Annotated in this window: 12 protein-coding genes and 1 tRNA gene; 6 read left to right on the top strand and 7 right to left on the bottom strand. The window is 60.8% G+C overall.

The window, feature by feature from the left end; all coding sequences use genetic code 11:
- Positions 1-263: 263 nt before the first annotated feature.
- Together CEW87_RS06135 and CEW87_RS22355 are read left to right on the top strand one after the other, a co-directional pair.
- Positions 264-348 (top strand) — tRNA-Leu (locus tag CEW87_RS06135).
- A gap of 86 nt (positions 349-434) precedes the next feature.
- Entirely contained in the window at positions 435-605 is a 171-nt protein-coding gene (locus CEW87_RS22355; protein ID WP_159098094.1) for a hypothetical protein, read from the top strand.
- On the opposite strand, the gene CEW87_RS06130 is transcribed toward CEW87_RS22355, so the two are convergent.
- The 6 genes from CEW87_RS06130 to CEW87_RS06105 form a co-directional block, all read right to left on the bottom strand.
- Positions 602-1951, bottom strand: a complete 1350-nt coding sequence (locus CEW87_RS06130) for a hypothetical protein (protein WP_108971901.1) — start codon at positions 1949-1951, stop codon at positions 602-604. The two genes, CEW87_RS22355 and CEW87_RS06130, sit on opposite strands and share 4 nt — an antisense overlap.
- A complete protein-coding gene (locus CEW87_RS06125) occupies positions 1948-2520 on the bottom strand; it encodes a hypothetical protein (protein WP_159098093.1) in 573 nt (190 codons plus the stop codon). The genes CEW87_RS06130 and CEW87_RS06125 overlap by 4 nt, the downstream gene beginning before the upstream one ends.
- 92 nt (positions 2521-2612) lie before the next feature.
- Positions 2613-3119, bottom strand: a complete 507-nt coding sequence (locus CEW87_RS06120) for a YbjN domain-containing protein (protein WP_108971899.1) — start codon at positions 3117-3119, stop codon at positions 2613-2615.
- Positions 3119-5875, bottom strand: a complete 2757-nt coding sequence (locus CEW87_RS06115; protein WP_108971898.1) for an AAA family ATPase — start codon at positions 5873-5875, stop codon at positions 3119-3121. The genes CEW87_RS06120 and CEW87_RS06115 overlap by 1 nt, the downstream gene beginning before the upstream one ends.
- 440 nt (positions 5876-6315) lie before the next feature.
- On the bottom strand, positions 6316-7248 hold the full coding sequence (locus CEW87_RS06110; RefSeq protein ID WP_199917131.1) for an MBL fold metallo-hydrolase: 933 nt from the start codon (positions 7246-7248) through the stop codon (positions 6316-6318).
- A gap of 320 nt (positions 7249-7568) precedes the next feature.
- A complete protein-coding gene (locus tag CEW87_RS06105) occupies positions 7569-8042 on the bottom strand; it encodes a hypothetical protein (protein ID WP_108971897.1) in 474 nt (157 codons plus the stop codon).
- Between the two features lie 434 nt (positions 8043-8476).
- Here CEW87_RS06105 and arsC point away from each other — a divergent pair, with 434 nt between their 5' ends.
- The 4 genes from arsC to CEW87_RS06080 all read left to right on the top strand — a co-directional run bounded on the left by arsC (position 8477) and on the right by CEW87_RS06080 (position 13157).
- Entirely contained in the window at positions 8477-8899 is a 423-nt protein-coding gene (gene arsC, locus CEW87_RS06095; protein WP_108971895.1) for an arsenate reductase (glutaredoxin), read from the top strand.
- Positions 8877-9614, top strand: coding sequence for an arsenical resistance protein ArsH (arsH, locus tag CEW87_RS06090; RefSeq protein WP_108971894.1), 738 nt, complete (start codon positions 8877-8879; stop codon positions 9612-9614). Before arsC ends, arsH begins: the two co-directional genes overlap by 23 nt.
- Positions 9615-9800: 186 nt before the next feature.
- Complete coding sequence (locus CEW87_RS06085) at positions 9801-12002, top strand: phospholipase D-like domain-containing protein (RefSeq protein WP_199917130.1); 2202 nt, start codon at positions 9801-9803, stop codon at positions 12000-12002.
- A 60-nt stretch (positions 12003-12062) separates the two neighbouring features.
- Positions 12063-13157, top strand: coding sequence for an FUSC family protein (locus tag CEW87_RS06080; RefSeq protein WP_108971892.1), 1095 nt, complete (start codon positions 12063-12065; stop codon positions 13155-13157).
- Here the strand turns inward: CEW87_RS06080 and CEW87_RS06075 are convergent.
- Positions 13154-14311, bottom strand: coding sequence for an alpha/beta hydrolase (locus tag CEW87_RS06075; RefSeq protein WP_108971891.1), 1158 nt, complete (start codon positions 14309-14311; stop codon positions 13154-13156). The genes CEW87_RS06080 and CEW87_RS06075 overlap by 4 nt on opposite strands.
- Between the last annotated feature and the right edge of the window lie 48 nt (positions 14312-14359).

Below are 14359 nucleotides of genomic sequence, written 5' to 3'. Positions count from 1 at the left end.
CGCATCGCCAGAACGACGAAATGCAGCAGAAACGCGGGGTTTGACGCGAAAATCTTACAGCCCATATCCCCCGCGCATTGTGTTGGAATGTAGCGAATTTGTAGCGACTGACCACCACGTCACCGTGTCGCGCCGTTTTCTCCCCGGTCTTGAACATTTCACTTGCCACACACCGGCATTTCTCGTCTATAATCCGCGCCCTTCAGCACCCTTGGCGCGTCGTTGGCGCGCACTGCCCGATGAAAGTCGGCAGCGGAGCAGAAGCCCTGGTGGTGAAATTGGTAGACACGCTATCTTGAGGGGGTAGTGGCGAAAGCTGTGCGAGTTCGAGTCTCGCCCAGGGCACCAACAGCAGCAAAGAGCAGTACGACTAGAGCCAGATCACCCGCACACGGGAATCTGGCTTTTTTCATTGCAACCATCCGGAGCAGCAGATGCGAGTACAAACGAATTCGTCCGACGTTGGCCGCTGCGGCTGTGGCCGTCGCGAATACTGCGACGGCAGCCACGGCCTGACCGAAGCACAGTGGCAGGCGCTGAAGGCCAAGGAGCGTGAAGCTGCCGGACAGCAGCCTGCCAGCGCCGAACCGAAGAAAGCCGGCTAAGCGAACTTTTCCTGCTTGTAATCAATCTCGTCACGATCGTCCGCCGCTTTGGACATGAGTTCAAAGTTGATTCGCAGCAGCGGTATGTCCGTGTCGTCGGCCTGACAGGTATCCAACAATTTCTCGAGCACCTTGCGCGTCTTGCTGATGCGCGGCGAGTAGTTCGACAGCTGGATGTTCTCGGCTAGGATTGAAAACAGGGTCTTGTTGTCGGTGCTCAGCCTGGCGTAGGCCTCGAGCGCCTTGTTGTGAAGGTCGGACTCGTTCTGCACTGCGTGGTCGCCCGACAGCGCGCTTTCGGTCTTCTGCAGCCGATGGGAAAACGCGAGCTTGATGTGCTCCGGCCTGGGCAGGTTGTCGATGAGGTCGACCAGGAACAGCACCCCGCTGTTGAAGAACGAACGCTCACCCGACTTGCTGCGGGTTGCATTGGTCATCAGGAAATAGCCGGCCAGCAACACCTCGAAACTCAGCCCTTTGACGGGCTTCTGCGCCTCGTTGCGAAAATCGTCCAGCTCTGAAACATAGAGGCAGAACGGCAACAGCGGATGAATCCGGTCACTCGACTCCGAGATGGAAAGCCCGATCTCCTGCAGGTCGAGTCGCTCGGTGATCTCCATCTTCGCGTCGCCGAGCCAGTTGAGATCGTCTCCATCGCCAAAGTGCCCCTGAAAGAAGCCCTTGCGGCACGACTCCAGCAGCAGGCTGCGCCGCCCCGGCTCATGCACCGAAACGTGCCAGGTCTCGTTCACAACCGAGTACTTGAAGGCCTGATCAATGGACGAGACGAGCTGGCTGATATGCGACTTGATGTCCGCGTGGATGTCGGTCAGCACATCGGTGATCCTGTTTCTGTTCTGGGCCAGCATGTCCTGAATGTGGGCGCGCCGATGGTCGTGATCGATAAAGTTGAGCACGCCATACTTTCCCGCTGTTTCCTTGTTCAGCAGCGCATAAAAGGCTTCTTCGAAGCGATTTGCCGCAGAAACGAGCTGATTTGCCGACTGCGTGATCTCGTAGTAGTTGTCGATCAGCTGCTCGTGCAGGCCTTCGTAGTAGCTGTGCGTTTCCTGCGCCTGCTGCTTGGCTGCGATGTCCGTCGCTTTTGAAGCGATGGCGATCGCCACGTAGGCACCGGAGAAGGCGATGGGCAGCCCGAGGATCAGGTTCAGGGAATCGGAGATGCTCGACCAGCGCTCGACACTGAGAATGCCCGGCAGATCTGCACTGCTGCCGAGAAGCAGCGTGACCGCAACAAACAGTAGAAACGCAATGATCAGGAAATAGAGAATCCCGAGCCTGAAATTGCGGAAATCCGTGTTCTTCGTGTTGGCAATGAAGTTCATGATGACTTGCGGCTGTTTCTGCGCTTGATGTCGATCAGCAACTCAAGCTGCTGATCCGGATCCATTCTCGATATTTCGTGCTGGATATCCGATTTGTAGTCGATCAAGGGCAGACGCCCTTCTTCAACCGCCGCGCGCACAACCGCATCATTGGAATCGATCAGCCGGACCATTGAATGCACGACTCTCTTGATCTGCTTGATCGTGATGCTCGCGTCTTCCAGCGGCATGTCCAGAATCATCCGGATCTCGCCATCGCGATGGTCGTAATCGAAGAAGCAGAGCTTCTGCTCAAATGTCTTCCGGATCGCGACCTCAAAGAATGCGCGTCGATGTGCGGTGTTGATGCAGTTGTAGAGTTTGGGAACGATGACCTTGATCAGCTCCCCGTTCTCCTGCACCGTGAACAGAATACCGATGTAGTTGTCGCCATCCTTGTCCTTGTATTCCTTGGTCGGAAAGCCCGCGTACAGATAGCCCTCATTGGCATTGCCGCTCTCAACGGACAGCTTGTATTTCCAGCCAATTTCCTTGAAGAGTGCTTCAAGCTCCACGATTGTTGTAGCCACAGCTCAGGATTTCCCAGGTTCGTACAGTACAAAAAAGTTCAGCCCTGGCCTTGGGCTCAGGGCTGAACCTCGATTCAGTCGATCAGCAAGGATCAGATACCGGAATCGTTATCAAGCGCATGCAGTTGAGCCAACAGCTCCCGACGCTTGCGTTCCTTCTCATCCACAGCGGCGTCTGCCACGCCAAGAACGGCCTTCATTTCGGGGATCAGCGTTGCACTCTTGGCGATAACGCCCAGCATGCGCACAAACTGCTTCAGGGTCAGGTCTCCGTCTTCAATGGGGACGGAGATTGACAGGTGGTGGTCGTGATCGTCCGGATCGTATTCCCACGCCCCGATCTTGCTGCTGTAGTTCGCATTCAGCATCCAGGCCAGCAGCTTTGCACGCTTCTCTTCGCTGGCTTCGGCCACGAGGTCGTCCAGATGCTTCACCGTGCGAATTTCCAGAAGTTCGCCCTCCTCGGTCAGAAGGATGATGACCATCACCGCATTCGGCTGCTCACCAAAGGAGGTGATGATGGATTTCTCATCCCTGACCTTGTAGTTGACTTCCATCTCATCCAGATAGGATTCGATCCTGCTCAAGCTGATTGCCATCAGTGATTCTCCATTAATTGATTCAAGCTGCGTTCATCAAGAATTTCGTCGATCAGAACCTGTTCAGCCACGGCCACAATGCGTGACCAGTGCTGATTCACGAGACTGTCGGTCTGCTCGGTCGCGGCGCTTATCCATGCCGCGACCCTGCTCTCCAGCACACTCTGGAATACCGGGGATCGCGTTTTCTCCTGCAGGGCCGCGCTGTTCACGTTGTACAGCGCGTCATCCATGCCGAGCTCCCCGATCGCGAACCATGCGTACTGCATCACCTGCCTGAGATCGCCGGATGCGCCGCTGTCGAGCCCCTTCGCCCCGAACTGCTTCACCTGGGCCGCACGCCCTGCGAGCGCGACGCAACTCATCCGGAACAGGAAATCGCGGGTGTAGTCGTGCTCCTGCTCGCTGTCGTAGGACACCATGCCGAGAAAGCTGGACCGCGCCACAACCGTGATCTGCTCGATGCGGCGCTCCGGGAGCAGGGTCCGCGAGATCACCGCGTGCGCAGCTTCGTGATAGGCCGTTTCTCGCAGGCGGTCGTGGCAGAAGGCCAGATCCAGGGTTTCGCCATATTTCTGCAGGTTGATCTGCTCGATCAGATGCGCTTCGCTCAGCGTGGACAGGCCTTCACGCAGCGCGAGCAGAATCGATTCGCGCGTGATCTTCTCCAGATCCGCACCACTGAAACCGGCCGTCAGCATGATGATGCGGTCGATGTCGATGTCCGGACCGAACACCGGGTTCTTCAGCATGCGTTCGATGAACCAGCGCCGTGCATCCTTGTCGAGGTTTGGCACCTCATGATGCAGGTCGATGCGCCCGGAACGCAGGATGGCAGGATCGATCAGCTCCTTGCGGTTGGTCGCCGCGATGATGAAGATGTCGCTGTCACCGTTATTGAAACCGTCAATCTCGACCAGCATGCGGTTGACCAGCGCATCGGCAAGCGGCCCGCCCACGCCCCGGCGTGGCAGTGCATCCACCTCGTCGATGAAGATGATGGCGGGCGCATACTCCCGTGCGCGTGCGAAGAGCTTCTGAATGAACGCTTCATTGAGCAGGTCGTTACCCGAACAGGCCAGGAAGGGCAGACCGGCCTCATGCGCGAATGCCTTGGCCAGCATGGTCTTGCCGGTTCCAGGCACGCCGTACAGCAGCATCCCCTTCGGCGGCTTGATGCCTTGCGCGGCAAGCAGGGGGCGGTTCCTGACCAGATTGACGACTTCCTTCAGCCTGCGCTTGATCTGCTTGTGGCCGGCGATGTCGGCAAACGAGACTTCCGGCAGATCGAGCTGGATGCCCGACGCATCGGAGAAATCATCCTGTTTCGACAGCTTCTCGATTCTTGCCCGCGAATAGCTCAGGATCAGCCTGCTGCCGTCGATCTCGATGTCGTGATCAAAGTAGATTTTCTGGTGCTTGGTGGCGAGCTGATTCGGTACATGCTCGTAATCGAGCCCGGCAAGAAAGCTTGTGGCGGCCTCACCGAGTCTGAGTTCGACCGTTTCAACATCGACGTCCTGATGCAGGAGCAGGTAGTCGGTGACGGGGTCGAACACGTAGTCGCTCAGGCGCGACTTCAGTACGCGCGCATCGAACTCGGGGGCGAAGCCGAGTACGAGCAGCTTCACCAGCGTTTCCAGGTCATCGCACTCGACGGCAAGACCCAGCTTCTGCTCGAAGTCCTTGCGCTCCCTGTGCAACTGCTGCAGCGCGATTCTTGACAGGCCATCGAGCGATAGCCTGTTGAACAGGATGATGCTGCCCTGGGCCAGACGCGACATCATTTCGGGCGGAATCGCTGCGACCTGGTTGCCGCCCTCAATCTTGGTCTCCTGGCGGATGACCTGGAGCAATGTCTCACGCGCCTGGTGCGGGTTCTTGCGGGTCTGGCCAAGGAAGCTGCGGTTACTGTAGTAGCGGCTTCCGAGGTTGGACGTGAACACGACGATGGTGTCGCGAAAATCGATGTCCTCGTCGCTGTATTCGTCTTTCAGAAAGCCTGCAGAGAGCATCCGCAGCAGCGTTGTCTGAACCCGCGTGTGTGATTTCTCGATCTCGTCGAAGACGATGATCGACTTCGGGTGCTGCTTGACGAAGCGGGTCAGCTGCCCTTCACCCGCGCTTTCAAAACCCTTGCGCAAACCGACCAGGGCAAAGCCTTCCTTGTCGGACGGAAACTGGGCCATGTCGAAGGCGCGCACCGCATAGCCCTGCAGCCCCTGTCCAAGCAGTTGGGCCATATAGGTCTTTCCGGTGGCGGGCGGGCCGAGAAACGAGAAGATCGCACGCGGACGATTCTCCCTTTCACGCCAGGCCATGCGCATCACCGCATCACTGACCGCCTCGACGGCATCGTCCTGATCGAAGATCTGCGTCCGCAACAAGGCCTGCAACTCGCTGACGCCAGCGATCACTGACTGGTACAGACCCTTGCGCTGTTCGAGGCTGAAATGGATTTCCGTGATCTCTGAGCTGGCATCCAGCCCGCGCGCCTTGAGTCCGGCGAGAAGGCGCATCACCTCATCGGAGTAGGACAGGCGCGGACGGCTCGCCACCTGCTGCAGAAGCTCAGGCGTGAAGCGCTCGGTCTTTTCATGCGTATCCGATACGTTCAAGGCATCGAGCAGCGCCCGGTATGCGGTGTCGTCGACCGCTATGAGCGAACGGATCGCTTCGGCAAGGTGTGCAACGGAAATATGAGCCGAGTTCGACTCTCGTGCGATGTACTTCGCACCCAGCAATAGACGCCGCATGATGTACTTTCAGGCTCACGACCACGCTGGATGCAAGCGGCGCATCAAGGCAGTTTCATGGCATCCGTTATGAAGAAAATGGTGCTGTGGCCACTCCGGCCGGCATGCGCATCTGCCTCCCGAAGACGGGCAGAACATGCAAATCAGATCATCGGATTATTCGGCGATGGTGCTTGAATTCGGCCACAAGGCGGGCGAAGAATAGCAAGACGCGGCGGAGCACTCCATCACGAATTTATAGTTAATTGATTTAACTCAACAAATTCGATCAAAAACATTCTCACCAAGAATCATTAAGCACATAAAGTGTGCATTAATGCAGATTCGGAGCGAATTTCTCGGGAAAGCCGGCATACGGACAGGTCCCCGTTACGCGCCGATCCACCGGGGGCAGCAGAGCGCGCACGCGTCCGAACAGGTGCGTCAGCGCAAGCGGCGCCTCACTCGCCCGCCTCAAGCCGCAGGTAGGCACGGCTGACGTTGCCCCGGTGCAACTCTGAAAAGTTCGCGAGATGCGCGAACTGAGGCGCATCGCCCAGGGCGGCAACCGCCTGGTCCACGCCGGCCATGTCGTCCGCAAATCGCTGCACGCCCGATGCCACGAAAGCAAGGTAGTCGCCGGTGTCGCGCTGGGCACCCGCGAGATCGGTGACGCTGCCGTGACCCGGCACGACATGCACTGGCGACAGTGCCTTGATGGCCTTGAACGCGTCGAGCCAGGTGCTCACATTGCTTTGTGGCAGGACGCCAAGCAGGCGATCGACGTACACATGATCGCCGGCAAAGACGACACGCTCGGCCGGCAGCCAGACCGCCACATCGCCCGGAAAGTGCGCGTTGGCAAGATAGCGGATCTCCAGTCTGCGCCCGCCGAGTTCGAGCACGACGCGGTCTTCCGCCAGTTCGCGACTGGAGTATGCCGGCTGCGTGCCCGTGAACCGCTCCTTGAGCAGCGCGGCAAGCGCGTCTGACTCGGCAATGGCATTGGCCTTCTGCGTCGCGACCGTTCGCGACAGCGCAATCACCTCGGCGCCGCGCGACGCAAAATAGCCGTTGCCCAGCCAGCGGTGGTCCTGACTCCCGGTGTTGATGACCCACTTCACCGCTTTGCCGGTCAGTCTGCGCGCCTCCGCATCGAGCAGCTTTGCGCCTTCGAACGAGGCGCCACTGTCGATGAGGACTACGCCACCCGGCGTATCGATGACGCCAAAATTCGCGTTCAGCGCATGATTATCGTAGGTACGTCCGCCAATTTCACCGATCAGCGCAAATACCCCGCTGCCAAGCGCCTGCGACTTCAGGAGATCGGCGGCCGAGGCCGGCCCGGCAAGGACGAACAGCACCAGCAAACGCATTGCGAAGCGAAGAAACATGAACAGCCTCCAATCCTGGTCATCTGCAGCAACACGAACCGGGCACACGTGGTGCGCCCACGATGAGCACCCGATCAGCCCTTGTGGCCAACCATCATGATAAAGGGGTATTCCCGCTTCGCGTCGCCCCTGACGCACAAACTTGGCCCGGTCGGCATCCCGGATCGTGGCCCTGGGATCCAGCTGCCTCGTGACCGGCAAGATCCTCGCGGGCACTGGAAGGTGAGGTCGGATCCCCTGTGCCACATTTGGCGGATCACCGGACATGCCCCCGACTGTCAGGCTTGTCCGATCTCCCGCTTCAACGCAGCAATACCAGATCAGCGCCGTGAAACGCGGCGAAAGAGGGCATACGCGCCGCCGCCCAGCGCGCACAGGGCCGGATAGATCAGGAGGTTCTCGGCAATCAGCGGGGCGTCGCTCCCCATCAATGACACTGCGCTCATGCACAGGCCAATCAGGGCCCCCACATACACGGGTGTGGCACCGCGCAGGAACCTGCGTACAAAGGTGCTGAGCGCCAGTCCCGCCAGGGCAGCGGCCAGGAGCAGCAGCAACATCGGCCTCACGCCCAGAAACAGCGCGATACCCGCACCAATGACAAGTGGCACGAAGCGGATCGGGAGCCGGACCGTGTCATAGCCGGAAGAGGCCTCCTGCCCGAGCTGCTGGTCGGCATACCGGCGCGCCTCGCCCGCCGCACGCCCCATCGCTTCGTCCACATTCGACGGCGGTGCCGCGTGCATGCCCGAGTAGCCTTCGCGCTCGGCGCGTTGATGGTCTCTGATGCCCACTGTCTGATCCACCCATTACCTGACGACAGATGAGCCAAGCCTAGTTCGCCGCTACGGCCAATTCAAGCTCACAGGAACAAGTCGTGCTGTGGCGGAGATCGTCAGCCTTGCCACGTACCGGATTGCGCTTGTTCTCGCGTTCGCCACTGCGGGAGCGCTTTGGCGGCGGTTAGGCGCAGGTCGGCCTGCTCAGCCACAGCAGTGTGTCCGTGGACACGAACGGCTTGAGATTCTCCGGGGCTCTGGCGCGAGCCGAACGCAGCAAGCAGTTGAATGACCGGCATTGCATCGGCCTGGCAGACGACATCGTGTCCGAATGGCAGTCGCGCACGAGTGATCTTGCCAGTTTCGATGCGGCCCGAGTTGCGTCTGGCGCCGTATCGGCGATACTCGGGGGCTGACTTCAATGACACAGCCTCGGAGGGCGCAAGGCCATGAGCGACATCACCATCTTTCACAACCCCAGATGCGGTACCTCGCGCAACACGCTGGCGATGATCCGCAACACGGGCGTCGAGCCGCTGGTGGTCGAATATCTGAAGACACTCCCGACGCGAACCCAACTGGTGGAACTGATTGCGGCCAGCGGCCTGTCGGTGCGCGAGGTGATGCGCAGCAAGGAAGCGGTCTTCAGCGAGCTGAGCCTCGGTGATGCCGGTTTGAGCGACGATGCGCTGATCGACGCCATGATGGCGCACCCGATCCTGATCAACCGGCCCATCGTGGTAACGCCGCTGGGGACGCGCCTGTGCCGGCCGTCCGAGGTGGTGCTGGAGATTCTGCCGCAGGCACAGCAGGGCGCATTCACCAAGGAAGACGGACAGGCGGTGGTGGATGCGGAGGGCAATCGTGTCTGATGCACTGAACGACATGCCCAATCTGCGTGCGGATCTGTTCCGGGTGCCCGATCTGGAACAACTGTGCCCCGCACAACGCTCAACCCATGCACCGCGCATCCTGCTGCTCTACGGTTCACTGCGTAAGCGCTCGTTCAGCCGTCTGGTGGTCGAAGAGGCCGCCCGCATGTTGCAGGCCATGGGCGCCGAAGTGCGCATCTACAATCCGAGCGGCCTGCCGCTGCCGGACGACGCGCCCGACACCCACCCCAAGGTGGTGGAATTGCGCGCGCTGGCACAGTGGGCAGAGGGCATGGTGTGGTGCTCTCCGGAGCGCCACGGGGCGATGACCGGCATCATGAAGGCACAGATCGACTGGATTCCGCTCGCGGTGGGGGCAGTACGGCCCACCCAGGGCAAAACGCTGGCGGTCATGCAGGTGAGCGGCGGTTCGCAGTCGTTCAACGCGGTCAATCAGATGCGCGTGCTCGGGCGCTGGATGCGGATGCTGACCATCCCGAACCAGTCGTCGGTGGCGAAGGCCTTTCTGGAATTCGACGACAACGACCGCATGAAGCCTTCCGCCTATTACGACCGGGTGGTGGATGTGATGGAAGAACTGGTCAAGTTCACCCTGCTCACGCGGGATGCGGCCGGGTATCTGGTGGACCGCTACAGCGAACGCAAGGAAAGCGCCGAGGAACTGTCACGGCGAGTGAATCAGAAGGCGATCTGAGCCCCGGGGCGGTGCACCGATCACGAGGTGAAGCGCATGCGCGCGGGTGAGCGGGACAGTGCAATGTCCCCGCGCCCGCAGCGCGGTTTGTGCTGCAATATCCAATGACGTTAAGCTGGACCGCCAATGACACGCGCGGTATCCGGGCAGCAAACGTGCTTCGAACAAATGCGCAGGGAGATCTCAATGAAGCGGCACCTACTCGTACTTCTCACCGTCCCGGCCGTACTCATGGCCGGCTGCGCCTCGAACTCGCTGATGCAGCAGCCCGCGCTCGACGCTGCGCTGACGCAGAACGCCAGCGCCGGTCCGCTGGCGCTCGCCGAGGGCAGCGTGATGATGAACAACGACGCCGCATTCGCAGCGAAGCTGCGGCTGATCTCTGCGGCACGCGAAAGCCTCGATCTGGCGTATTACATCTTCTCCGACGACCACACCTCATCGCTGCTCAGCCAGGCGCTGATCGATGCGGCCGAGCGTGGCGTGCGCGTGCGCCTGCTGGTGGATTATTTCAGCGGCTACAAGGATCTCGACCGTTTCAGCTGGCTCGAACAGCAGGGCGGCGGCAACATCGAGGTGCGCTTCTATAACCGCCCGACGCTGGAAATCATCAAGGATGCAGCCTTCCTTACCCTGAGCTGCGCGGATGTGGGCGCCAGCGGAAGCGCCTGCGACGACGAGAAGGTGCGCGTCGTCAACAGCCACTTCGAACCCGATGCCCTCAACGGGCAGGGCTTCTCCAACCGTAGCTTTGCCGGGTCCGGCCTCTTCCTGTCCGGCCTGTACGGCAAGCACGCACAGTTGCTCGCCTATGCGGTCACGCGCGGCCAGGGCATCGACACCGAGACACTGGCCGCTGGCGCACCGGCGGCCGACGACAAGCGCACCGAGCAGCTCAAGGCGCTCGGCAAACTCTATTTCAAGGCCCGCTACATGGGCGGCGTCGAGAGCACCGTCGCCAAGCTGAAGCTCGCCTACGTGCGCACCGTATTTGCCGATCAGGTGAATCCGGTATTCGACACCGTCAACAGCTACCTGCCACTCGCGCGCCAGAACAACGCGCAGGCTCAGAAGGACTGGGATTACCTCACTGAATTCCTGCACCACAAGTTTCTGCTGGCCGACCGCAGCAGCCTGTTGCTCGGCGGTCGCAACGTGGAAGATTCCTACCACATGGAGCCGGGCCCGCTGTCGGACAAATACACCTTCATGGATACCGACGTGAGGTTGAAGCTCGAAGGGCAGGATGCAACGCTGGCCGGCACTTTCGACCGCCTGTGGCAGCTGCGCAGCATGGTGGCCTCGATCGGCGAGGTGCGCCAGCACGCGCCCAACGACCTGCTCGCCAACTTCGACGCCGTCCAGGCCGCGCAGGATGCGTGCAACGGTGGAAAGGACAGCGCCTGCGTGGATCGCGAACTCGACAAGCGCTTCGTCCCGCTTGCCAGCCGCATGCAGGCAGTCGACGCCAGTCACCGCCAGCACATCCTGCGCTATGCCAACGAATACCGCGTGGCCGACGCCCCGCCGCCGCTGCGCATTGACGACGGCGCCAGCATCCACTACCTGGAGAACCTGCCGGTCACCCAGGGCCAGCGCAGCTACGGCGTGCGCCACAACCGCGAAGTGGCCACGAACAAGCACATTCAGGCGCTGTGGCGCGCCGCGCTGCAAAGCGTGTGCGCTGCCGGAACGACCCCGCGCGAGGTGGTGTTCCACAACGCCTACCTGTTCATGCCCGCCAACCTGCTGCAGGACGTCGGCGCCATGCTCGACGGCACGCGTCCGTGCCCGGGTGTGAGCCTGTCGCTGATCACCAACTCGCTCGCGACCACTGATCTCAACGTGGTAAACCTGCTCGCGGTGTGGCAGCTCAAGGCGCTGGCCGATCACCTGCAGGAGACCGGCACTGCCGCCAACGCAGCCAGCCTGCGTTACCTGGAATACCAGCCGGTGGACAACAGCCGCCGCTCGCTGCATTCCAAGGTGATGCTGTTCGACCGGGATGTCTTCATAGGCTCGGCCAACGCCGATGTGCGCAGCCTGATGATGGACAGCAACAATGGCGTCATGATCCGTAACGCGCCGGACTTCGTCCAGGCCTACCGCGACCGTCTGCAGGCCTTGCTCGCCAGGCCCGGTTTCATTGCCGACCAGACCGCACTCATCGGCCGCGACAAGGCGGAACTGAGCGTGGAGATGAATGCGCTCGTCGATCAACTGCTGGCCCGCTATGCCGGCGACGACCGCCTTTCCGCCGAGCAGCAGGCAGACCTGAAGCTGCAGGTTCAGGACACCACACAGAAGGTGTACACGCTGTCGCGCGAAATCCTGCGCGGCAACGCCAAGGCCGCGGACGAGTTCAACGCATTGTTCAAGGCCATCTGAAGCGGGACTTCGCGGCAACCGAAGCGAGACAATGAACATCGAAACAAGCCTGACTGAGCAATGACCCGTCAGTCGAGATGGCATGACCTTAAATCGCGGGTGGCCGAAGAGTTTGGTCAGCTGCTCGCAATCAACCCGAGCAACCGGCTGTGGCAGATGCCCTTCGCCGCGGCGCTCGCCTCCGGGCTGCCACTCCTGATCGGGGCCTATTTCGGCCACATGGAGTACGGCCTGATCTCGTCGCTGGGCGGCATGGTGTTTCTGTACCTGCCTGCTACGCCGCTGTCGCACCGGATGGTGTGGGTGATGGCGTGCGGCTTCGGCCTCGCAGCGTGTTATGCGCTCGGGGTGATGAGCCACTTCTTCCCGGCGCTGATGATGTGGGTGCTCACCTTCATTGCGGTGCTGGTGACGATGCTGTGTCGTTTCTATGCCGTGGGGCCGCCGGGCAGCCTGTTCTTTGTTCTCTCTGCGGCGATCGGGGCGTACTCCCCCGGCGTGGTGCTGGATATCCCGCTCAAGGTGGGGCTGTTCGCAATGGGCAGCCTGCTGGCCTGCCTGATCGCATTTTTCTACAGCCTGTACGCATTGCGACTGCAGCCGCCGACGCCGGTGCAGCCGCTGGCGGCACCGGGCTTCGATTACGTGATCTTCGATTCGGTCGTGATTGGTGCCTTCGTGGGCATTTCGCTCGCGCTGGCGCAGGTCCTGCAGCTGGAGCGCCCCTACTGGGTGCCGGTGAGCTGCATCGCCGTCATACAGGGCATGTCCCTGCGGGCGGTGTGGACCAAGCAGGTGCATCGTATCGCCGGTACCGGCATCGGCCTGCTACTGGCATGGGCCATCCTGCTGCTGCCGCTGGACAACTGGAGCGTGTCGCTGATCATGATGACACTGGCTTTCGTGATCGAGAATACGATCGTCCGCCATTATGGCCTGGCCGTCATCTTCATCACCCCGCTCACCATCCTGCTGGCAGAAGCCGCCACGCTGGGACAGGGCTCGACGGCCGAACTGGTCCAGTCGCGCTTGATCGACACCATCCTCGGTTGCCTGGTGGGCCTTGCCGGCGGCGTGTGCCTGCATAGCCCGCGCTTCCGTGCGGTGGTGGGCGCCCAGCTGCGGCGCCTGACCCCCTCGCGCCTGCTGCGTTAGTTCAGCCCGTACATGTTGCGACCAATATCGAAGGCGAGACCGGTTTCGGCATAGTTGCCGTTGAACGCTTCGTCGAAGAACGCTTTCACCTTCGCATTCTTCAGCGCGCCGCCTTCAAAGTAGGCGTGTTCGCTGCCGACATGGGGCTGATTGGTGAAATCGACATACACCGCCTGAGGGCAGTCGAGCTTGTACGGATAGTGCCCCAGGCGCGCCTGCTGCTGCTCGCCAACCTTCATCCGTGATGCGAGCAGGGCGCTGTCGCGCTCGTTGATGGTGATATAGATGCGCCCGCGACACTGGATGCGGCCCACCCACTCGGCATGATTCTCGTTGTTGGCGTCGGCGGCCACCATCAGCACGTTGTCGAACAGCAGGCGGTTGCCCCGATACACCGAAGACTTGAGCAGGTGTTTGAACAGGTAATTGCCCATGCTGTGCAACATGATGCTGACGTTGAACGGGCACCATTTCTGCGACTCTTTGGTAAAAAAGAGATCCCACTGTTCCGCATCGATCTGCCCGGGCTTGTCCTTGTTGGCGTAGCGCGCGTTGGCCAGTGCTTCGACCCGCTTCACGTGTTCTTCGTGAATCCGGTTGAGAATGTCCTCGAGCTTGCCCAGGCAGCGGTCGAGTGCGCCGGTAGACGCCAGTGCGTCGCGCTTGTCGCTGAGGTAGCTGACCACGCCTTTCACACCGCCGCCATTGGCCGGCCAGGTGAAGGGCAGGACCTCGACGCCGTAGGTCTCCTCGATTTCTTCGGCGCGATCGAGTACGGCCTGCACGTTGTTGTTGAAGCCGTGCACAAAGAACACCAGGTTGCGGCCCTTCTGCCTGCCCTTGCCTTTGCCCTTCGGCTTTCCGCCGAGCATCTTCGGATTGACCCGTTCGACGATGCGACGGGCCACATAGGCACTTGCATACAGGGGCTTTTTCTCGCCGGTATCCGGATCGACCTCGTGCGTCAGCCCGACCTCGGCGGCCATCTCGTCGGAGATCTCGTCGGGCAGGATCCTGATCCGCCACTCCTTGCCATCACGCACCGCCTCGGCAAGGCGCAATTCGTTCGGCCCGCAGGCATTCGGATACGACTTGAATGCGTCCTTGACGGTGGTCTTGGTCTCGTCGACTTCACGATTGGTGACGATGAACATGCTCGGTCTCCCCCGGACTTGAGTCCTGTTTTTTGTCATGCACTGATG

Source organism: Parazoarcus communis (genome assembly GCF_003111665.1).
GTDB lineage: Bacteria > Pseudomonadota > Gammaproteobacteria > Burkholderiales > Rhodocyclaceae > Parazoarcus > Parazoarcus communis_B.
The sequence above is the reverse complement of the archived record's forward strand: the minus strand, read 5'-3'. Positions and strand labels throughout refer to the sequence as shown.